Source organism: Embleya sp. NPDC050493, assembly GCF_044458105.1.
Taxonomy (GTDB): domain Bacteria; phylum Actinomycetota; class Actinomycetes; order Streptomycetales; family Streptomycetaceae; genus Embleya.
In genome coordinates this window covers 157167-177687 of the sequence record NZ_JBITHP010000011.1, presented here as the reverse complement: position 1 = coordinate 177687, position 20521 = coordinate 157167, and the positions used below count along the sequence as shown (strand labels likewise).

Below are 20521 nucleotides of genomic sequence, written 5' to 3'. Positions count from 1 at the left end.
TTCGCAGCAAGGGCGGTATCCGTGCCGGCGCGGATACCGCCCTTGCGCGGGTGATTGCCGGAAACTTTCGGGTATGTCGTTGCAGTGCCGTGTGCCGATCGAAGCGGGTCGAAGGTCCTGTGCCGATCGGTCCGAGCGTCGTCGCAGGTCGTGACCTGTGTCGGAGGTTCGCGCCCGGTCCCGGGTGCAGGATCCCCATGTGGTGGAAAACGGAGCCGATCCGCGGTGCCGGGCCCCCTCGACACACGGAGGAACAGCGATGAGGCACGCGGTGGATCCCCAGGCCCCGCCGGCGGCGTCACTCGCGGCGGAACCCGCGACGGACGACGTCTCGCGGGGCACCCTCGGCCTCCCGCAGGCGACCGCGCTCGTGGTCGGCGGCGTCGTGGGCACCGGGATCTTCCTCTTGCCGGCCACCCTCGCCAAGTACGGCACGATCAGCATCCTCGCCTTCGGCCTGGTCACCGTCGGCGCCCTGGCGATCGCGGCGATCTTCGGCAGGTTGGGCGCACGCACCCCGGCGGCCGGTGGCCCGTACGCCTACGCCCGCCAGGCCTTCGGCGAATTCCCCGGCTTCCTGAACGCGTGGTCGTTCTGGATCACCGCCTGGGCCGGCAACGCCGGCATCGCGGTGGCCTGGGTCGGCTACGTGAACTACTTCCTGCACTGGGACTCCGAGCCGGGGAAGATCGCGATCGCCCTGGTCGGCCTGTGGATCCCGGCCCTGATCAACCTGTCCGGGGTCAAGAACATGGGCCTGTTCCAGGTCGTGACCACCGTGCTCAAGTTCGTTCCGCTGATGTTCGTGGCCATCGTCGGCCTGTTCTTCGTCAAGAGCGGCAACTTCGGCGAGTTCAACGCGAGCGGCAAGAGCTTCCTCGGCGCCCTACAGGTGTCCGCGGCACTGGTGGTGTTCGCCTACTCGGGTATCGAGGCCGCATCGGTGGCCGCCGAGAAGGTCAAGGACCCCGAACGCAACATCGGCAGGGCCTCGATCTACGGCACGCTCGCCTGCGCCGCGGTGTACATGCTCAGCACGATCGCGGTGATGGGCAACGTCCCGCACGCCGAACTCGTCGACTCCTCCGCCCCGTTCTCCGACGCGCTGAACAACATGTTCGGCGGCAGCCTCTGGGGCGGCATCATGGCCGCGATGGCAATCGTCTCGGGCATCGGCGCGCTCAACGGCTGGACCATGTTGTGCGCGGAGATGCCCTACGCGGCGGCCAAGGACGGCATGTTCCCGCGACCGTTCGCCGCGGTCAATCGGGCGGGCGTGCCCGCCTTCGGCATTCTGGTCGCCACGGCCTTGACCTCGGTCGTGGTCGCGGTGAACTACCTGTTTTCCGAGGACGCCTTCGAGACGATCCTGCTGTTGGCCACCGTCACCACCGTGATCCCCTACCTGTTCTCCGCGTCGGCGCAGTTGTTCTGGCTGGTCACCCGCGAGCGCCCGGTCAGCCGCGCGGCCCTCGGCAAGGACCTCACCATCGCCGGCGTGGGCTTCCTGTTCACCCTGTGGATGGTCTACGGCGCGGGCTCGGACGCGGTGCTCAAGAGCCTGATCATGCTGCTGCTCGGCATCCCGGTCTACATCTGGGTCAAGGCCTCGCGCGGCGAATACGGCCCCGGCGGGAAGGAGGCCGGCCACGTCGCGGCCGAGGAGGACGTCGTCGTGGACATGCGTGAGTAGCCCGGCGTGCGCTCGCGGCGCGCCTCGTACCCCGCGGCACCGGAAACACCATCCGCAGACGGAAGCAGAAGAACGGAAACGGCAGCGGAAGCGGAACCGGAACCGGACGGGAGCCGAGAAGCACCACCGCACCGGATCCGACGATGCCACCACCGAAACCAGACCCGGTCCCGATGGCCGGAAAAGCACATCGCAGTTCGCAACGGTCAGGAGGACCATTCCATGGGGTTCCACGTCGAGTCGGAGACCGGTCGCCTCAAGCAGGTGATCCTGCACCGCCCGGATCTGGAGATGAAGCGGCTGACCCCGACGAACAAGGACGAGCTCCTGTTCGACGACGTGTTGTGGGTCAAGCGGGCCCGCGAGGAGCACGACGGCTTCGCGGACGCGCTGCGTGATCGCGGCATTCGCGTGCACCTGTTCACCGATCTGCTGCGCGAGACGCTCGCCGGCGAGCCGGCCGCCAAGAAGATGGTCCTGGACCGGGTCTTCGACGAGCGCGAGTTCGGCCTGTTGGCGGTGGACGAACTGCGCGGCCTGTTCGAGGGCTTCGACGCCAATGAGCTGGTCCGCTACCTGGTCGGCGGCATCACCAAGCGCGAAGTGCTCGAATACATGCAGGAGCCGCACAGCGTCGCGTTCCACACCATGGACGTGGACGACTTCGTGCTCAAGCCGCTGCCCAACCACATCTTCACCCGGGACACCTCGTGCTGGGTCTACGACGGCGTCGCGGTGAACGCGATGATGATGCCCGCCCGCCGGCGCGAGACCGTGCACTTCGAGGCGATCTACAACTACCACCCGAACTTCGCCAAAGGCGACTTCAACGTATGGAACCCGGGCCAGAGCAGCTTTCCGGCGACGATGGAGGGGGGCGACGTCCTGGTCATCGGCAACGGCGCCGTCCTGGTCGGGATGAGCGAGCGGACCACCCCGCAGGGTGTCGAGGCGCTGGCCCGCGCGCTGTTCAAGCACGGTTCCGCGACGAAGGTGGTCGCGCTGAACATGCCGAAGAAGCGCGCCTTCATGCACCTCGACACGGTGATGACGATGCTCGACGGCGAGACGTTCACCAAGTACGCGGGCATGGGCATGCTGCCCTCGTACACGATCGAGCCGGGAGAGCACGAGAAGGAGCTCAAGGTCACCGACCACCCGGCCCACGACATGCACAAGGCGATCGCCGGCGCGCTGGATCTGTCCGACATCCGGGTCCTGACCGCGACCCAGGACGTGCGCTCGGCCGAACGCGAGCAGTGGGACGACGGCTGCAACGTGCTGGCGGTGGAGCCCGGCGTGGTGTTCGCCTACGAGCGCAACGTGACCACGAACACCTACCTGCGCAAGAACGGCATCGAGGTGGTCACCATCCGCGGCAGCGAACTCGGCCGCGGCCGTGGCGGGCCGCGCTGCATGAGCTGTCCGGTGGAGCGCGAGGCCGTCTAACCTGGCGGTTTGCCGATTCGGGCGACCCCTCGTCCGAGTCAGCGACCGATGCGTTGTGTGATTCGTCGTGCGACGTCTCGCCCGATTGTTTCGTCGACTTTTCGATCCCGTCCGAAGAGAAGCCTGGAGCCATGGCCTTCAATCTGCGTCACCGCAACTTCCTCAAGGAATTGGACTTCACCCCCAAGGAGTTCAATCACCTGCTCGACCTCGCCGCGGATCTGAAGGCCGCCAAGTACGCGGGCATCGAGCAAAAGCGCCTCGTCGGCAAGAACATCGCGCTGATCTTCGAGAAGACCTCCACCCGCACCCGGTGCGCGTTCGAGGTCGCCGCGTACGACCAGGGCGCGGGCGTGACCTACCTCGACCCGGGCGGCTCGCAGATCGGGCACAAGGAGTCGATGAAGGACACCGCGCGCGTGCTCGGACGGATGTACGACGGCATCGAGTACCGCGGCAGCAAGCAGGAGTACGTCGAGGAACTCGGCAAGTACGCGGGTGTGCCGGTGTGGAACGGGCTGACCGACGAGTGGCATCCCACCCAGATGCTCGCGGACATGCTCACCATGCGTGAACACTCCGACAAGCCGCTGCACCAGGTCTCGTTCGCCTACCTGGGTGACGCCCGCAACAACATGGGCAACTCGCTGCTGATCACCGCTGCGATGCTGGGCATGGACGTGCGCATGGTCGCGCCCGAGGAGCTGTGGAACGACCCGGAGATCGTCGACAAGGCCAAGGAGATCGCGGTCGCGACCGGCGCCCGGATCACCCACACCGTCGATGTCGCGCAGGGCGTCAAGGGCGTGGACTTCCTCTACACCGACGTGTGGGTGTCCATGGGCGAGCCCAAGGAGGTCTGGGACACCCGGATCGCGCAACTCAAGGCGTACCAGGTCAACATGGACGTGGTGAAGGCGACCGGCAACCCCAAGGTCAAGTTCATGCACTGTCTCCCGGCATTCCACGACCGCAACACCAAGGTGGGGCAGGACATCTTCGAGAAGACCGGCATGGAGGCGCTCGAAGTCACCGACGAGGTCTTCGAATCGCACTTCTCGATCGTCTTCGACGAGGCCGAGAACCGCCTGCACACGATCAAGGCGGTCATGGTCGCCACGCTCGGCGACTAGAGCACGGTACGAGGACCGGCGCGGCCCGGGCACCGGACCACCGGTACCCGGGCCGCTCGTGGTTACGAAACACCCCATTCATCCTGCTCTGCCGCGACGTTGTGATCGGCCGCCGGCCGTTCGCGATCGCCGCCCGGACCGAAGGGATCCACCATGCGCGTCGTCGTCGCCCTCGGCGGAAATGCGATGCTTCAGCGCGGGGACAAGCCCGACGCCGACATCCAACTGCACAACATCCAAAAAGCGGTCAAATCATTGGCCCCGCTGGCCCGCGAACACGAACTCGTGGTCACCCACGGCAACGGCCCCCAGGTCGGCGTGCTCGCCCTCCAGTCCGCCGCCGACCAGTCGCTCAGCCAGCCCTACCCGTTCGACGTGCTGGGCGCGATGACGCAGGGCATGATCGGCTACTGGCTGCTCCAGTCGCTGCAAAACGCGCTGCCGGGCCGACAGGTGTGCTCGCTGATCAACCAGACCCTGGTCTCCACCGCCGACCCCGCATTCCAGAACCCGACCAAATTCGTCGGGCCGGTCTACGAGGAGGACGAGGCCAAGCGGCTGGCCGAGGAACGCGGTTGGATCGTCAAGCCGGACGGCAAGTGGTGGCGCCGGGTGGTGCCCTCGCCCAAACCCGCCCGCGTGGTGGAGACCCGACTGATTCGGCAACTGCTCGCCTCCGGGGCCGTCGCGGTGTGCGCGGGCGGCGGAGGTGTACCGGTGGTCCGCAACGAACTCGGCCAACTCACCGGCGTCGAGGCCGTGGTGGACAAGGACCTGACCGCGGCGCTGCTGGCCGAGGCCTTGGACGCGGACGTGTTGATGCTGCTCACGGACGTCCCCCGCGTGGTGCGCGGATTCGGACAACCCGACGCGCAGGAGATCACCAACGCCACCCCCATGCAACTGCGCGCCGGTGACTTCCCGGCCGGTTCGATGGGCCCCAAGGTCGACGCGATCTGCCGCTTCGTCGAGATGACCGGCGACATGGCCGCGATCGGCGCGCTCGACCAGGCCACCGAGATCCTGCGGGGCAACGCCGGCACGATCGTCACGCCGAGCGGCAAGTATCCGGAGACCAGCCTGTTGTAGGGGACGACTGGGCGACACACGGGGGCGGCGAGCGCGGGCGGCGGGTATGGGCCCTCGGGTGCGGGTGCGGGTGCGGGTGCGGTCCTCGGTCGCGGACGCCGGTCGACCGGTGTGCGGGCGATGCGGATCGTGGCGGACGCACCTGCGGGCGCGCATTCGTCGACGATCTTTTCGAGCGCGGATCGGCAAAGGGTCTGGTCCGATCGGCCCGTGTCCTGTGACCATGTCGAGCATGGCCGTCTCCGTGATGCCTGCCGCCGACACACTCGCCCGAACGCTGCTCGCCGCCCGCGGCGCCGAGTGGGGGGACTGGTCCGTCGAAGCCCTGCAGGAGAGCGCCGGGCGGCTCGGCTGGGAGACTCGCCGGGACGAGGACGGGTATGTGGCGATCGAGACCGGCATACCCGGACTGCTGTGCCGGGGGGATTCCGGCGAGCGCACCGACGGCGCCCCGTGTATACGCTTCACCGCCCCGCTGCCGGTCCGGGCGGACCCGCCGCCGCCGATGCCCGGGTTCCAGGGCCCGTCCGTGCCCGGCCAGTACCCCTACGGCGGCGGCGCCTGGGGCACCGTGCCCTATGTCCGCGACCGCGGGCGGGAGTTGGACGCCGCGCACACCAGGCTCGGCGCGGCACTGACCGCGACCCTGGGCCCGGCGCCCTGGCGGGGCGGGCCCGCCGCGTGGCTGCGCTGGCGATCGCGCCGAACCACCCTGCGGCTCTCCCGGGACGACGCGAACGAGGCGCTCGTCATGGAACTGTTCCCCACGCGCGCCGGCGAGGCGTTCGAACGGCGCGGCTTCGAACGGGCCGGTTCACTGGCCGAACTGCCCTACATCTGGTGTGTCAGCCGGCCCGAGATGAGCCTGACCGAACTGTTCCTGCCGTTCGGGCCGGACCCGCGCGACTGGGCGGACTTCCGCGATGCGCTGCCGCGCGTACTGTCCTCGCTGGTGGTGGACATGCCGCTGGTCGGCTGGGTGGAACCGGTCCTGCTGGTGCTGGGCGACGTCGCCGAACCCGCGCACACGGCCGAGATCCGCGTCGGGCAGGACCGCCTCGAACTGGGCAACGTGCCCGGCAACGGCCGCCAGGTGTGGCTGCGCCCCGGCGCCGAACACGCCGTCGCGGCGGCCGAGTCGATCCTGGAGGCGTTCGCGTTCTGGGGCATCGACGGCGTACGCCGGCTGCGCACCCGAGCATGGACGTCCGGCGGCTACGTCGACCTGCCCGGCATCGGAGTACGCCCCGAGGGGACACACCCGGACGACGCGTGACGACGACGCGCGGCCCGCGAACGCCCGCGCCGGCGACCGTCGGCGCATGCGCTTGCGCCCGCGACCGGGCACGCGCCCGCGACCACCTCCGGCGCACGTTCGCGGTCGCGAGCGCGAGCGCGACCGCGCCTGCGACCGCACTCGTACTCCCGTCATGGCCCTGCGCAGGGCGCGTTCGTCAGTCCTTGGTGCCCGCTCGCCACTGCAGGCCCCAGCCGTACGCCTGGTCGACCTTCTGCTGGTTCCCCTTGATGTAGCGCACCTCGCGCTGGATGGTCAGATCCCCGCCCTGGTTCTGGACGAGCGCGATCGCACACGAGCGAGCCGCGCCGCCGGTCTCGTCGAGCCGGATCTCCAATTCGGGGCCGGTCGCCGGGGTCAGCGTCACCACCGCCTGCGCGTCGTCGAACGTCACACCCTTGTAGATGAACGCGAAGATCAGCAGGCGCTTGAAGCTGCTCTTGTGGTCGAGGTTGATGAACAGGTTCTCGCCGGCGGTGTTCGCGCCGGTGCGGTCGTCGCCGTCCAGGAACACGTACGGCGGCTTGTCCGGCGAACCGAACATGTTGCCGAGCGCCTGCACGATGCCCTTGGTTCCGTCGTTCAGCTCCCACAGGCAGCACAGGTCGAGGTCGGTCGGCCCCATCAACCGCTTGAGCATGCCGCGCCCGGGAGCGGCCTGCACCCAGTTCAGGTTCACCCGCATGCGGCTGCCGGTGATGCCCTCCTTGCTGAGCGACACCATCGGTGAGGCCTTGGTCAGCGTCACCTTGCTCAACCGCACGGGCGGCCTGTCCGGTGCGCTCGCCGGCGGCGGGGTGGCCGGCGGACGCGCCGGCTCGGGCTTGCGGACGTTCAGCCGAGGCGCCGGCGGCGGGGTCGAAGCCGGAGGCGGGGGCGGCGCGGGCGCCTGCACCCGAGGAGGCGCGGGCGGCGGGGGCGGGGCCGTCACGGAGATGCCGAAGTCGGTGGCGAGCCCCTCCAGCCCGGTCGAGTAGCCCTGTCCGATGGCTCGGAACTTCCAGGCCCCACCACGGCGATACAACTCGCCCGCGAGCATCGCGGTCTCCACCGTCGCATCCGCGATGTCGAACCGGACCAGGTCCACCTCGGCCCCGGGATCGCTCACCAACAGGTGCAGGTCACGGATACCCGCGAAGGTGCCGCTGTGCGCCGAGGCCGCGAGCACCACCCGATCCACGCTTGCCGGAATCGACCCCAGATCGATCTCCAGCGCGTCCCGCGACCACGTCCCCTCGTCCTTGCCGACGTGGCGAACCGCGCCGGAGGGATGGGTCGGCTGGTTGTAGAACACGAAGTCCGCGTCGCCCGAGACGCGACCCGACGCACCCAACAACAGCGCCGACGCGTCCAGGCCGGGCGTACTCGGTCCCGGTCGCCAGACGAAGACCGCGCGCACCTTCGCTGCGGCCACCGGCGTGTTCTGTCCCTTGCCCAACTGCTGCACCATGCGCACGATCGTCACACGAGTGGGCTGATCGGTTCATCCTTTGCGGCGAAAAAATCGGGTGCCCACTCGTACGGGTCAGTAAAACCGGGGTGAAACGTACCCGCTCGTCCGCTACTCTTGCTCGCCTTGCCCGGGGTGTTGCGGGCCGGGGCCGGCGTTCGACACGCATCAGGCTCGGCGCAACGAAACCAAGAGTGAGCATCCCCAGACCTCCTACCGAGGTCACTTCGGTATGCCCGGAGTCGCGTGTCCCGTCGGCCTCGCCGGCGCCGCACGCTGCCCGGGGAAAGGGATTTCACCATGACGTTCGCTTTCGCGCGCCCACTGCGGGTCGACCACCCGCCGGACCGGCGAGCCCGGCTGTACCGCTTCGGCGCGCTCTTCGGCGCGGGGTTCCGCCGCTGGTCCACCTACCGGCAGGCCGCCCTCGCCGGCCTGTTCACCAACACCGTCTTCGGTGTGATGATCTACTCCCTGATGCGCGCCCTCGCCGAGGACGGACGCCGGCCCGGCGGCTACGACGCCGCCCAACTCGCCACCTACGTCTGGGTCGGGCAGGGCATTCTCAGCGTCGTAAACGCCTGGTCCTGGAACGAACTCGCCGACCGCGTGCGCAGCGGCGACGTGACCTGCGACCTGCTGCGCCCGATCGACCCGTTCGAGGCATTTCTGGCCGCCGACCTCGGCCGGGCCGCCTACGCGGTGCTCGCCCGAATGCTGGTACCCGTGCTCGTCGGCGCGCTGATGTTCACCATGTACGTCCCACAACGCCCCTACACGATACCGCTGTTCGTGCTCTCGCTGATCCTGGGCACGATTCTCAGCTTCGCCCTGCGCTATCTCGTCAACCTCGGCGCCTTCTGGCTCCTCGACGATCGCGGCCTGGGTGCCATGTGGATGCTGGCCTCCGGCGTGCTGGCCGGATCCTTCTTTCCGCTGCGCTTCCTGCCCGACTGGGCCCAGGCGGTGCTGTGGTTCGGCACTCCCTTCCCCGGCCTGTTCCAGATTCCGCTCGACGTCGTGGTCGAACGCCCGGGACCCGCCCAGCAGATCGGCAGTGTCGTACTGCAACTGGTCTGGGTCGCGATCCTGGTGCCCCTCGTCCTGCGCGTGCAGCGAGCCGCGACCGACAAGCTGGTGATCCAGGGTGGCTGAGCCGAGTGTGCTCCAGGCGTACGTGCGCCTGGTGCAGGCCCAGATCCGCAGCCAGACCCAGTACCGCACATCGTTCTGCGTCGATGTCGCGTCCTCCGCGCTGAGCACACTCGTCGAGGCCGCGGTGGTCCTGGTGGTGTTCCGGGTCTCGCCGACGGTGGGCGGGTTCGGACTGCGCGAGGTGCTCGTGATGTCCGCGCTCGCGGTGTTCGCCTTCGACCTCGCGGACCTGATCGTCGGCAACGTCGAACGACTGTCGCTGTACGTGCGCAAGGGCATGCTCGACGCGGTCCTGGTCCGCCCCTTGCGCGTACTGCCGCAACTGCTCGCCACCGACTTCGCGTTGCGCCGAATCGGCCGGGTTGCGCAGTCGTGGGTGCTGCTCGTGGTCGTCCTCGTGTACGCCGATCTGCATTGGACGCCGGGCCGGGTCCTGATGCTCGTACTGACCCCGGTCGCGGGCTGTGCGCTGTTCGCCGCGGTGTTCGTATTGGGCGCCTGCGTCGCGTTCTGGTTCGTCGAATCCGGCGAGATCGCCAACGCGTTCACGTACGGCGGCAGGGAGTTCGCCCGCTACCCGGCGACGATCTACCCGGGGCTGCTGCGCCGGGTGTTCGGCTACGGGGTCGGCCTCGCGCTGGTCGGGTATCACCCCGCGTTGTTCCTGACGGGGCACGCGGATCCACTCGGCGGGCCGGACTGGCTCGCCTGGCTTTCCCCGGCCGTCGCGGCATGCGCGTGGCTGATCGCGCTGCTGATGTGGCGGACGGGGATTCGGCACTACAGGAGTACGGGATCGTGACCGCGACCGAGACCATGACCGCGATCGGCACCGACACCGAGACGATGATCGAAGTGCGCGACCTGCGCAAGGAGTTCACCGTGCGGCGCAAGGTCGGCCGAATCCGCCGGGAATCCCGCACGGTGGCCGCTGTGGACGGTGTCGCGTTGAGCATCGCGCGAGGCGAGACGGTCGGCTACATCGGACCCAACGGGGCAGGCAAATCGACCACGCTCAAGATGATGACCGGCATCCTGACGCCTACCTCCGGACACGTGCGGGTCTGCGGCCTGGAACCGGTGCCCCGTCGACGCCGGCTGGCCCGTCGGATCGGGGTGGTCTTCGGCCAGCGCTCGCAGCTGTGGTGGGATCTGCCCCTGCGGGAGTCGTTCCGGTTGCTGGGATTCGTTTATGCCGTGCCGCGCGCCGAGCATCAGGCCCGACTCCGGCAGTGTCGGGCGATGCTCGAACTGGACGAGTTCATGGACACGCCCGTGCGCCAACTCTCGCTCGGGCAGCGCATGCGCGGCGAGATCACGGCCGCGCTCCTGCACGGCCCGGACGTGTTGTTCCTGGATGAGCCGACGATCGGACTCGACGTGGTGAGCAAACAGTCGCTGCGCGCCTTCCTGGCGGAGATCGGCACGCGCGGGGACGTGACGACCGTGCTGACGACACACGACCTCGCCGACATCGAGCACCTGTGCCGGCGGCTGATCGTGATCGACCGCGGGCAGGTCGTGCACGACGGGACGCTGGAGGCCCTGCACGCACGCTACGGCTCGCGCCGGCGAGTGGTCGTCGACCTGGACGAGGCGCGTGCGCTGGACGTGCACACGCCCGGGATCACGATCGAGGCGACCGAGGCGGACGGCAGACGGATTACCTTCGCCTTGGACGGCGTGCCGGCGGGGGAGCTGATCGCCAGGATCGCGCGCGACGGGGGACTGCGGGACGTGTCCGTGCGGGAGCCCACGATCGAGGAGGTGGTCGCGCGGCTGTACCGGGGATGAGGGGACGGCATCGTTGATGCCGCCGTGGCCCGGGCCGGCCGGCGGCCCGGGGATCGAGCCGTTGGTGGTTGGCCGGTGGCCGGTCGTAGTCGGTGGAGGTGGATTGCCGGCTTCGGCCGTGATCCGATCGGGCTCCCGCGCCGAGCCGTGGACGACCCGCGGGCCGGGCGTCGCGGTGGGCAACCGGTTTGAGGGATTGCCCCCTGCGGGAGGGCGGCGTCTCGGGAGAGAGTCTTCCCGAGGGGGACGGGACATGACGCGCAGTCGGGATGAGGTCGTCGGTGCCGCGTTGTCGCGGTGGGCGGCCGGACGTTTTCCATTGCCGGCCGATCCGGGACATCGCTGGTACTTCGCTCGCGAGGGCGCCGTCGCGGCCTTGGCCGGGGCCGCGACGACGCTGCGGGCGGCGGAACCCGATGCGGCGGTGGCCGGGTGGGTGGGCGACGCCGACCCGGACCAGATACGGGTACTCGCCGCCGCGTCTGCCCGTCCTCCCGCCCTGGTCGTGGAGGGGGCGGCCGGCACCGGCAAGACCAGGACCGCCGCGATGGTGATCCGGCGCGAGCAGGACGCAGGCGGACGCGTGTTGGTCGTGACACGGCAGCGGTACGGGGCGCGGCGGTTGTGGGCGGAACTCGCGCGGGCCGGGGTGACGAATGGCCTTGCGGGTACGGGTGCGGGTGCGGGCGGTGGCGATGCGACCCGTGCGGGTGTGGCGGCGGGTGCGGGTGCGGGGGACGGGCTCGGCGCCGGGTCGGATGGTGACGCGGACGGGCCGTTGTTGGACCGGCATCTACGTTCGATGGTCGAGCCGTACGGGGCCTGGGGATCGACCCTGGGCGGGATTCAGGATCACCTCATCGGACGGCCTCCCTGGACCGGGCCGGTGCTCGATCGGCAGGCTGCGTCCGTGCTCAACCCGGACGAGGCCCGTCGGCTCGGTCGCGAACTCGAACGGTTCGCACACGCGGGTGGGCTGCGCGATGCGGCCTGGCACGGTGTTCGGATCGACACACCCGAGCAGGCCCGGACCACCGTCGGCGAGATCGCCGAACTGCGCTCCCGCTTTCGGGAGATCCGAGCCGGCGCGGCCGGGGCGCGGCTGCACGCCGATCGGCCCGAACCGCGCGACCTCACCGAGTGGACCGCGGGCCTGGTGCTCGTCAAGCGGCTGCGCCAGTTCTCGATCGCCGTCGACCCGGAAATCCTCGCGGGGCCGTACTCGATGCGACAGCTGCTCGCGGCCACCCACTGGTACGGCCGACCCGCGGCGCGCCGCTATCTGCGCGACCGCACCCGCTTCCCGGCCGACAGGGCCGCCATGCGGCTCACCCTGGTCGAGGCGCGGACCCTGCACCGGCTCTTCCGAGCGCAGTCCGGTGGGGTGCCGGAAGCGGCGTTCCTGCGGGGGATGGTCCTGGCGTGGGCCGATTCGGAACGCGAACGGCAGGCGCTGGCGGGCTACGCCACATCGTTGTTCCCGATCCTGAACCTGCCGGTGGACACCTCGCTGCCCGAGATCGGCGCGCGCCTCGATCGGCTGGCCGAATCAATCTCGGCGGACGGGGCGTCCTGGGAGCGGCTCGCGGATCGCTGTCGGTCGTACCGCGATCTCGCGACCGCCGGCCTCGGGCCCCTGGTGGCGGATCTGACGGCGCGCGGCGTGTCGCCGGGGCGGGTCGCGGACGAGTACGAGCGATTCCTGTACACGTCGCTGGCCCACGCCTGCACCGGCGGCGAGCCCGGCGGAGTGGTGGGCCTGCAGGCGCACGCGCATCGGTATCGGACGCGGGCGGCTGCGACTGCGGCCGCTGCCGCCGGGCCGGGACCGGGCCCAGGGACGCGGAGGCGCCCGTCGGATGTGTCGGCGGACGCAAACGTGAGGGTGATGTCGCCTCGCGATGTTCGGCGATTGCCGGACACGGCGTACTTCGACCTGGTGGTGATCGACGACGCCGGGCTCGTGAGCGAACGCGACGTGATCCCGGCTTTGTTGCGGGCGGGGCGCGTCGTGTTGTTCGGGGACCCGACGGGGCCGGGACTCGGTGATCCCGACGGGCCGGGCGAGCCCGGTGATCCCGGCTCCGAAGGCGACCTGCGCTCTGCACTCGCGTCGGTGAGCCGGTTCGTCGAGCCGGTGCGGATCGCATACACACACCGCCCTCTCGATGAACGCCTCGCAATACCTGGCGTGCTGCCGGCGGCGCGGCTTCCGGGCGTGCGGGGCGAGGAGGCGGCGGTACGGCACATCGTGACCGGCGCCCACGACCTGGCGGAAGTGGTCGCCACGGCCCGGTCGTACCGGGCGCGGTATCCCGAGGAAACCCTTGCGATCGTCACCCTGGGTGGGTCGCAGGCGCGACGCATTCGGTCCGCACTGTCGACGGGGCGCGCCGACGAGGAGTTCGCGGTGGAGCGGGCGGCGGTCCTGCACGGGGGCGAATGGGACACGGTGCTCCTCAGCGTCGGGGCGAAACGGGACGCCGAAGGACGTCTGATCCACCGATTCGGTGCGGCCACCATGCCCGGCGGGGACGCACTCGTGGCCTCGGCGGTCTCACGGGCACGCCGGCGACTGGTCGTGATGACCACGTTCGAGGTGGCCGAACTCGATTCCGCACGGCTGCGGGCGCCGGGGGCTCGGCTGTTGCGAACGGTGCTGCGGCACGCGGCAACCGGCGGGCGCGGAGCGGTGGTGGGTGAGACCGCGGCTGCGGGCGCAGGCGCGCGCGGCACCAGGGTCGGCGCGGGCGCGGGAGCGACCGGAGCCCCGGACGCGTTCCACGCCGATGTGCTCGATCGGTTGCGGGCGGCCGGTCTCGAACCGATCCATGAGTTCGGAGGGCGGGCGGGCGTGGCAATCGCGCTGCCGGGACTTCCGGCGGATCCGGGTACGGTCGCGGGTGCGGGCGAACGCGCAGGCGCACGCTCCGTCGACGGCTTGCGGGCCCGAGCCACCGCATGCCGATACCCGGTCGACGCCACAGGCGCGGATTCGGACGAGACCGCGGTCGCGATCGCAGGCCACCCGGGCACGCACGCCGTCGCAGGCGCAGGCGCCTGCGACGGCGAGGTCGCAGACGCGCCCGCAACCGCACTCGCAACCGCACCCGCAGGTGCGGGTCCGCCGAGGCGGATGGTGGTTGCGATCGAGACCGATCGCAGCGCGGCCTACCGTGCGGAGCCGTCCGTGCGCGAGCGCGAATGGTTGCGGCCGGCCCGTCTGGAGGAGCGGGGGTGGGTCGTGTACCGCCTGTGGAGTGGGGACTGGATCCGGGACCCCGACCGGCAGATCCGGCAGATCGTGGCGCTGTACCGGTCCGCGGCACGCGCCACGGGGATGGCTGCGACAAAGGAGTGACGCGGGGGCGGAGCCCGGCGCGCCCCGCATTTCCCGATCCGCGAGGCCGCACCATGTCGTGTGGCATATGACCGGACGAAAAGGACGATTGAGTGAGCGGATCGAGCCGGGACGCCGCTGCCGCGCCTCGGGTGGACCCGGTCGTCGCCGGCATCGGCTTCGCCGCCGTACTCGCCGTCGTCCTGTGGGGCGTCTTCGCCAAGGGTTCGCTCGAGACCGCGGCGTCGACCGGACTCGATTGGACCATCCGCAACTTCGGCTGGTTGTTCGTCGTCGCCGCCGACGCTTTCGTCGTGCTCGCAGTGTTCATCGCCGCGTCGAAGTACGGCCGGATCAGGTTGGGCAAGGACGACGACGAACCGGAGTTCGGCACCGGCGCCTGGGTCGCGATGATGTTCAGCGCCGGCATGGGCATCGGCTTGATGTTCTACGCGGTCGCCGAACCCATCCAGCACTTCGCCACTCCGCCGCCGGCCTCGGGCGCCGTCCCACAGACCCCGCGTGCGGCCGGCGCCGCGCTCGAATGGACGCTGTTCCACTGGACGCTGCACCCGTGGGCGATCTACGCGATCGCCGGCCTCGCCCTCGCTTACGCGACGTTTCGGCGCGGTCGCGGAAACCGGGTCAGCGCCGCGTTCGTACCGCTTCTGGGCCGGCACGCGGACGGCGCGCCCGGGCGGGCCATCGACCTGCTCGCCATCTTCGCGACCGTGTTCGGCTCGGCCACGAGCCTGGGGCTCGGTGCTCTCCAGGTTGGCAAGGGCCTGGACCTGACCACCGACATCAAGGACACCTCGACGCTGCACGTGGTGATCATCATCGCGCTCACGGCCGCCTTCGTGGTGTCCGCCTTCAGCGGGATCCATCGCGGCGTCAAGTGGCTCAGTACCGCGAACGTGCTGCTCGCGCTGGTGCTCATGCTGTTCGTGTTCGTGGTCGGGCCGACGGTGTACGTGCTCGGTGTGCTGCCCGCATCGGTCGGCAGCTACCTCAACGACCTGCTGACCCTCGCGACTCGTACCGGCACCTTCGGCGGCGACGCGTGGATGGGCACGTGGACGATCTTCTACTGGGCCTGGTGGCTGTCCTGGGCCCCGTTCGTGGGCACGTTCATCGCACGCATCTCGCGGGGGCGCACGGTTCGTCAATTCGTGATCGGCGTGCTGCTGGTGCCGAGCGCGGCGAGCACGGTCTGGTTCGCGGTGATGGGCGGAACCGCGCTGCGCCTGCAACAGACCGGCGCGGCCGACCTGGTCGCCAAGGTCGCCGAGGGACCGGAGTCCGGCCTGTTCGCGATGCTCGACGCGCTGCCCCTGTACGCCGTCACCGCGACGGTGGCGATGGTGCTGGTCGCGCTGTACTTCGTCACCGGAGCCGACTCCGCCTCGCTCGTGCTCGGTTCGCTGACCAGTCGGGGATCACTCAAACCGGCGCGTTGGCTGGTGGTCGGGTGGGGCGCTCTGATCGGCGCGGTCGCGGCCGTCCTCCTGGTCGCCGGCGGCCTCGAATCGCTGCAACAGGCGACCATCCTGGTGGCGTTGCCGTTCGTGCTGGTGATGCTCGCACTGTGCGTGGCCCTGCTGAAGGACCTGAACAGCGACCCGATGGTCGCGGCGGGACCGAGGCGCATGCGGGCGCGCGGATTGTCGGAGGCGGTGCGTACGGCCGTGGGGGACGAGGGCGAGGACGTCGAGGCGGAGGCCTTCCACCGACACCACGGTGGGATCTGAGCGCGCCGATCTGATTGGATCCGTTCGGGCGATGTCGGCCCGATCGGTCGTGTTGGTGTCGGCGAATCCGGGCGCATCCCGGTCGGGAGGCCTCGGTGCTGTTGGAGGACGAGCGTCGCGAACTGTGCGAGTTCGGACGCCGGATCGTCGAGTCCGGCCTGGTGGTCGGTGCCTCGGGCAACCTGAGCGTGCGCCGCGGCCGGCTGATCGCGATCACCCCCTCCGGCGCCCCGCTGGAGCGCATCACGCCGGCGGAGTGCGCGGTGATGGACCTGTCGGGGACGGTGGTGGAGGGCACGCGGGCGCCGTCCTCCGAGACGCCGATGCACCTGGCGCTGTACGAGAGCGACCCGCACGCCGGGGCTGTGGTGCACACACACGCGGTGTTCGGCGCGGTGGTGGCGACGACCCTGCCGGTGTTGCCGGCGATCCACTACAACGTGCTGCTGCTCGGCGGCCACGATGTGCGGGTCGCCCCGTACGCGACCTATGGCACCCCGGAGCTGGCGGACTCGGTGCGGGCGGCGCTCTCGGGTGGGCGAAGCGGGGCGCTGCTGGCCAACCACGGGGGCGTGACCCTGGGGCGGGACCTGATCGAGGCGTACGACCGCACCAGGATCCTGGAGTGGCTGTGCGAGGTCTACGTGCGCTCACTCGCCGTGGGTACGCCGAACGTGCTGACCGCCGCCGAATTGGCGGCGGTCGAACAACGGATGGCGTAGACCGACGATCCGGTACGGGCCGGGCCGCGGCGTACCCCGGCCCGGCCGTCGGTCAGCGCTTGACGTCGATCACGATCCGGCTCGGATTGGTCAGAACCGACGTGACCACCTGCTGGACGTTGCTCTTGTAGCCGATGCCGACCTTGAGCTTGCCTTCGAAGTCGCACGTGACGGCGTACCCGGTGAGCGAGGGCATGTTGGTCACCACGGTGCGCGGGCCGGTGTAGGTCGCGTTGCCGTTGTCGTCGTGAGCCGCGCTCGCGATGTCCAACTCGACGTACTCGGCGCTGTTCGGGAAGCTGACCGGCTTCCCGCTGGCGCACTGTTCCAGGCTGCTGGTGCCGGTGACGCCGTAGGCGGGCACGCCGGCGGAGAAGTCGAGGACCACACGGTCGAAAGTCGCGTGTTGCCCGGTGCGGATGTTGGTCAGGTACGTGGTGCCCGCGGCCTGGGCGGTGCCCGACAACACGGTGGTGGCGGCGATGCCGACGACGGCGGCGACGCCGAGTGCGGAGCGGACGAGATGGCGACGGGGGACGGATACAACAGCCATGACAGCCTCCGAATGAGCCGATATATACAGCGACGAAACGTTTCGCACTCTGGTTCCGAGATGGGCGATGTCGATCTTCAATGCACTCTTTCGAGGTAAATCCACGCCCATTCGCCCGCACTTCGCCCCTTCGTGAGCAACCCTGGACACACGTCGGAACCGGGGCACGGATTCGACGAACGGGGAAGTTCTCATGAATCGCATGCGACGTCGCCTTGTCTGCGCGCTGGCCCTGACCACGAGCCTGTTGACCGCTGTGGGGGCACCGAGCGCCTCCGCCGGATCGGCTGTGGCAGCCTCGTGCGCCCCCGGGCAGGTGTGCTTCTGGACCGAGCCGGGCTTTGCGGGTGCGCCGGCGGCGACCTTCGAACTGAGCGGCGCCAACGTCGAGCAGTGCGTGTCACTGCCCGATGGGGTCGACGCTCTGTCCTTCGCGAACCGCATGGATCGCTACGTGACGATGTATCAGAGCAGGGAGTGCGCCACGGAAGGGGACTTCAGCACATATCCGGGCGAGGGAGTCTTCGTGCCCGACGTCCCCTTCACGGTGCGGGCCTTCCAGATCTGGGAGAAGCCGTGACGGGGGTGAGGGCAGAGCATCGTCATCTCTGGGCTCCCGTATAGCCCGAGAAATCGAAGGAGGCGACGATCCGGTCGACCGTCGCGTCCAGACTCGGCAGCATCGCGAAGGTCTCGATGGAGACCTTCGTGACCGGCAGCCACCACACCCGAGGGTGGTACGTCGAGCCGTTGTCGCAACCGGCCGACCAGCGCCGGTAGTCGGCGGTCTTGGGCCCGACCGGGCGGAACCCGCGTTCGACGATCGTCGAGGACGTGGTCATCGCGGTGCCGCGGGGTATCGCCCCGCGGCACCAGGCGTCGCCCTGCCAGACCCAGCCGGATCCGGATTCGAGATCCAGCGCCCGTCCCCACTCGTCACCGGGCGGATCGGGCAGGCGGATCTCCACGCCGTCCACCGCGCAGCCGTCGCCGGCGCGGCCCAGGAGCGTGGCGGGCGGCAGCACACACATCACGTGGGGGCCATCCGCGCCCTGCTCGACCGTCCAGCCCGCGGGCACGACGAACGTGATGCCCTGGAGGCTGCGCCGGGTCTCACCGGCCGCACTCGGAGGTACCGCCGGAGGGCGCGCCCCGGGGGTCGTGGGCGAGGCCGAGGCAGGAGGTGTGGCGCCTGCCGGTGCGGCGCCTGCGGGGGAGGCGGCATTCGAGACGGTGGTGCCGCTCTCGGCGGTCTTGGCGGTCGGCACATCCGTCCTGCGGGCAGTGGCCGGTGCGTCGTCGTGGACCAGATTCGGCACCGCCACCGCAGTACCGACGGCCAGCAGGCAGGCCGCCGCGGCTGCGGTGATCGGCCCGGCACGACCGCGACGGCGGGGCTCGGACGGGGGCGGTAGGGCGGGAGGGAGGTGCGCCGAAGGATGAGCCGGGGGTGGTAACGACGGCGGAGGCGTCGCGTGCAACGTGTGCACGGATTGCGCACGCGTGGACGACAGCGGCGGGGGATCGGCGAGCGGCCCCGGCGACGGTGGGGAGGCGGGCGGGCGGGCCGACGCGGGCGTCCCCTCGGTTGCGCCATCGATGGGGGCCTGATGCGCCGGGAGCATCGTGGTGACGGCTTCCGGGAGCCAGGCATTCGGGGCCGCGTGCGCGTCGACGCCGAGTTCCTGGAGGTAGGTCAACACCTGTGCGGCGGGCGGGCGGTCCGCAGGATCCTTGGCCAGACAGGACTGGATCAGACCGCGCAACTCGCGCGGGACGCCGTCCAGATCCGGCTCGCCGTGAACCACGCGATACACGACCGCCTCCACCCGGCCGCCGCCGAACGGTGGGCGACCCGTCGACGCGTGGACCAGCACGCCGCCGAGCGCGAACACGTCGCCGGCCGGTCCCACTTCCCCGTCGAGGGCCTGCTCGGGGGCGAGGTAGCCGGGAGAGCCGATGGTGCTGCCGGTGCGGGTCAGCGCGGTTTGCTCACCCATCCGCGAGATGCCGAAATCGATCACGCGCGGACCGTCCTGGGCCAGCAGCACGTTGGAGGGCTTCAGATCGCGGTGCACGACCCCGGCGGTGTGGAGCGCGGCCAGAGCCTCGGCAAGGCCCCCGGCCAGCACGCGCACGGCCTCGGCGGGCAGCGGACCCTGCTCGGCGACCGCGGCGTGCAGCGACGGCCCGGGTATGTAGGCGGTGGACAGCCACGGCTCGTCCGCGTCCGCATCGGCGTCCAGGACCGGCGCGGTGAAGAAGCCCTGCACCCGCCTGGCGACGTCGATCTCGCGCCGGAACCTGGCCCGGAAGTCGGGGTTCTGGGCCAGTTCGGCATGAATGACCTTGACCGCGACCGGCCGCCCGCCGGGCGAACGGCCGAGGTAGACGCGCCCCATGCCGCCGGCGCCGAGCCGACCGTGGATCGAGTACGGCCCGATTCGAGTCGGGTCCCCTGACTGAAGCTCGCGCATCGATTCCCCCTGAGTCGATGAGTGCCCACGCCCCCGGGCGCCGGACCGCCGTCAGTGCGGTACGCGCGTCACGAGGTCGAGCAGATCCTGCCGGCGCAGATCGGCGTTCGGGTCCCAAGCCCGCAAAAACGCCGCCGCGTGGACGAGATGGTCCCGTGCGCGGTCGAGCGCCGGTGCCTGCACCGGCTCCCCTTCGCCCTCGGGTGCGCACGCGGGATCGGATGCGCTTCCGCGCGCCGGTCCGGTCTCGGCGTGCTCCCACGCGACCTGGAACAAAGCCGCGACCGTGGCGGGTTCGAGGCGGCGGTCGTCGCGCAGCGATGCCCCCATGTACCGGAAGGCCGCGAGGAACGCGGCGGCCGTCGGCTCACGGTCCGCCGACAGGGCTTGGATCCGTTCTGCCGCGGCGCCCGGTGTCGGACAGGTCGGGGTAGACGGCCCCGCCACCCAGTACAGCTGCTTGTGCGGCATTCCGGCCTCTATCACCAAGCGGCCGGCGATTGCAGCCATACGATCGGCATAGCCTCGGATCCGGAAACGAGCGCCGTTGTCGTCCTGACGCCACAGCTCCCACTCGTTCATGCGAGACAGTGTCCCTCGTTCGAGTGATCGCTGGGC

The 20521-nt window shown here is 70.1% G+C and carries 16 protein-coding genes; 12 read left to right on the top strand and 4 right to left on the bottom strand.

The genetic code is table 11. The features are described from left to right. Positions 1–259: 259 nt before the first annotated feature. The 5 genes from ACIBM5_RS22545 (at position 260) to ACIBM5_RS22525 (ending at position 6640) form a co-directional block, all read left to right on the top strand. The gene (locus ACIBM5_RS22545) at positions 260–1693 is read left to right on the top strand and encodes an amino acid permease (protein WP_396008471.1); all 1434 of its coding nucleotides are present in this window, start codon (positions 260–262) and stop codon (positions 1691–1693) included. A 222-nt stretch (positions 1694–1915) separates the two neighbouring features. Next, positions 1916–3142: an arginine deiminase gene (locus tag ACIBM5_RS22540; RefSeq protein ID WP_391581724.1), complete on the top strand. Its 1227-nt coding sequence runs from the start codon at positions 1916–1918 to the stop codon at positions 3140–3142. Between the two features lie 131 nt (positions 3143–3273). Further along, complete coding sequence (gene argF / locus ACIBM5_RS22535) at positions 3274–4275, top strand: ornithine carbamoyltransferase (protein ID WP_391581725.1); 1002 nt, start codon at positions 3274–3276, stop codon at positions 4273–4275. Positions 4276–4428: 153 nt separating this feature from the next. Next, a complete protein-coding gene (gene arcC / locus ACIBM5_RS22530; protein ID WP_396008469.1) occupies positions 4429–5364 on the top strand; it encodes a carbamate kinase in 936 nt (311 codons plus the stop codon). A 232-nt stretch (positions 5365–5596) separates the two neighbouring features. After that, the gene (locus ACIBM5_RS22525; RefSeq protein WP_396008468.1) at positions 5597–6640 is read left to right on the top strand and encodes a hypothetical protein; all 1044 of its coding nucleotides are present in this window, start codon (positions 5597–5599) and stop codon (positions 6638–6640) included. A gap of 178 nt (positions 6641–6818) precedes the next feature. Here the strand turns inward: ACIBM5_RS22525 and ACIBM5_RS22520 are convergent, their stop codons facing one another. Beyond that, on the bottom strand, positions 6819–8111 hold the full coding sequence (locus tag ACIBM5_RS22520) for a TerD family protein (protein WP_396008467.1): 1293 nt from the start codon (positions 8109–8111) through the stop codon (positions 6819–6821). Between the two features lie 300 nt (positions 8112–8411). Here ACIBM5_RS22520 and ACIBM5_RS22515 point away from each other — a divergent pair, with 300 nt between their 5' ends. The 6 genes from ACIBM5_RS22515 to ACIBM5_RS22490 all read left to right on the top strand — a co-directional run bounded on the left by ACIBM5_RS22515 (position 8412) and on the right by ACIBM5_RS22490 (position 16873). Next, positions 8412–9266 carry an ABC transporter permease gene (locus ACIBM5_RS22515; protein WP_396008465.1) on the top strand — a complete coding sequence of 285 codons (855 nt, stop codon included), beginning with the start codon at positions 8412–8414 and terminating at the stop codon, positions 9264–9266. Further along, the gene (locus ACIBM5_RS22510) at positions 9259–10068 is read left to right on the top strand and encodes an ABC transporter permease (protein WP_396008464.1); all 810 of its coding nucleotides are present in this window, start codon (positions 9259–9261) and stop codon (positions 10066–10068) included. Before ACIBM5_RS22515 ends, ACIBM5_RS22510 begins: the two co-directional genes overlap by 8 nt. After that, the gene (locus tag ACIBM5_RS22505; protein ID WP_396008463.1) at positions 10065–11060 is read left to right on the top strand and encodes an ATP-binding cassette domain-containing protein; all 996 of its coding nucleotides are present in this window, start codon (positions 10065–10067) and stop codon (positions 11058–11060) included. The genes ACIBM5_RS22510 and ACIBM5_RS22505 overlap by 4 nt, the downstream gene beginning before the upstream one ends. 253 nt (positions 11061–11313) lie before the next feature. Then, positions 11314–14421, top strand: coding sequence for a hypothetical protein (locus tag ACIBM5_RS22500; RefSeq protein ID WP_396008461.1), 3108 nt, complete (start codon positions 11314–11316; stop codon positions 14419–14421). 92 nt (positions 14422–14513) lie between these two features. Further along, positions 14514–16151: a BCCT family transporter gene (locus ACIBM5_RS22495; RefSeq protein WP_396008460.1), complete on the top strand. Its 1638-nt coding sequence runs from the start codon at positions 14514–14516 to the stop codon at positions 16149–16151. Positions 16152–16246: 95 nt separating this feature from the next. Continuing rightward, positions 16247–16873: a class II aldolase/adducin family protein gene (locus ACIBM5_RS22490; RefSeq protein WP_396008459.1), complete on the top strand. Its 627-nt coding sequence runs from the start codon at positions 16247–16249 to the stop codon at positions 16871–16873. Between the two features lie 52 nt (positions 16874–16925). Here the strand turns inward: ACIBM5_RS22490 and ACIBM5_RS22485 are convergent, their stop codons facing one another. Beyond that, positions 16926–17426 (bottom strand): hypothetical protein, encoded by a 501-nt coding sequence (locus tag ACIBM5_RS22485; RefSeq protein ID WP_391581736.1) that lies wholly within the window; start codon positions 17424–17426, stop codon positions 16926–16928. Positions 17427–17628: 202 nt separating this feature from the next. Between ACIBM5_RS22485 and ACIBM5_RS22480 the strand changes: the two genes are divergently transcribed. Further along, complete coding sequence (locus ACIBM5_RS22480; protein ID WP_396008457.1) at positions 17629–18006, top strand: peptidase inhibitor family I36 protein; 378 nt, start codon at positions 17629–17631, stop codon at positions 18004–18006. 22 nt (positions 18007–18028) lie between these two features. Here the strand turns inward: ACIBM5_RS22480 and ACIBM5_RS22475 are convergent, their stop codons facing one another. Both ACIBM5_RS22475 and ACIBM5_RS22470 read right to left on the bottom strand, forming a co-directional pair. Continuing rightward, positions 18029–19903, bottom strand: coding sequence for a serine/threonine-protein kinase (locus ACIBM5_RS22475; protein ID WP_396008456.1), 1875 nt, complete (start codon positions 19901–19903; stop codon positions 18029–18031). Positions 19904–19954: 51 nt separating this feature from the next. After that, positions 19955–20485, bottom strand: coding sequence for a hypothetical protein (locus ACIBM5_RS22470; protein WP_396008455.1), 531 nt, complete (start codon positions 20483–20485; stop codon positions 19955–19957). Between the last annotated feature and the right edge of the window lie 36 nt (positions 20486–20521).

What these genes read in the sequence shown, in the direction of transcription:
- ACIBM5_RS22545 (WP_396008471.1), top strand. Translation starts at nt 260, where the DNA reads ATGAGGCACGCGGTGGATCCCCAGGCCCCGCCGGCGGCGTCACTCGCG.
- ACIBM5_RS22540 (WP_391581724.1), top strand. Translation starts at nt 1,916, where the DNA reads ATGGGGTTCCACGTCGAGTCGGAGACCGGTCGCCTCAAGCAGGTGATC.
- argF (WP_391581725.1), top strand. Translation starts at nt 3,274, where the DNA reads ATGGCCTTCAATCTGCGTCACCGCAACTTCCTCAAGGAATTGGACTTC.
- arcC (WP_396008469.1), top strand. Translation starts at nt 4,429, where the DNA reads ATGCGCGTCGTCGTCGCCCTCGGCGGAAATGCGATGCTTCAGCGCGGG.
- ACIBM5_RS22525 (WP_396008468.1), top strand. Translation starts at nt 5,597, where the DNA reads ATGGCCGTCTCCGTGATGCCTGCCGCCGACACACTCGCCCGAACGCTG.
- ACIBM5_RS22520 (WP_396008467.1), bottom strand. Translation starts at nt 8,111, where the DNA reads ATGGTGCAGCAGTTGGGCAAGGGACAGAACACGCCGGTGGCCGCAGCG.
- ACIBM5_RS22515 (WP_396008465.1), top strand. Translation starts at nt 8,412, where the DNA reads ATGACGTTCGCTTTCGCGCGCCCACTGCGGGTCGACCACCCGCCGGAC.
- ACIBM5_RS22500 (WP_396008461.1), top strand. Translation starts at nt 11,314, where the DNA reads ATGACGCGCAGTCGGGATGAGGTCGTCGGTGCCGCGTTGTCGCGGTGG.
- ACIBM5_RS22485 (WP_391581736.1), bottom strand. Translation starts at nt 17,426, where the DNA reads ATGGCTGTTGTATCCGTCCCCCGTCGCCATCTCGTCCGCTCCGCACTC.
- ACIBM5_RS22480 (WP_396008457.1), top strand. Translation starts at nt 17,629, where the DNA reads ATGCGACGTCGCCTTGTCTGCGCGCTGGCCCTGACCACGAGCCTGTTG.
- ACIBM5_RS22475 (WP_396008456.1), bottom strand. Translation starts at nt 19,903, where the DNA reads ATGCGCGAGCTTCAGTCAGGGGACCCGACTCGAATCGGGCCGTACTCG.
- ACIBM5_RS22470 (WP_396008455.1), bottom strand. Translation starts at nt 20,485, where the DNA reads ATGAACGAGTGGGAGCTGTGGCGTCAGGACGACAACGGCGCTCGTTTC.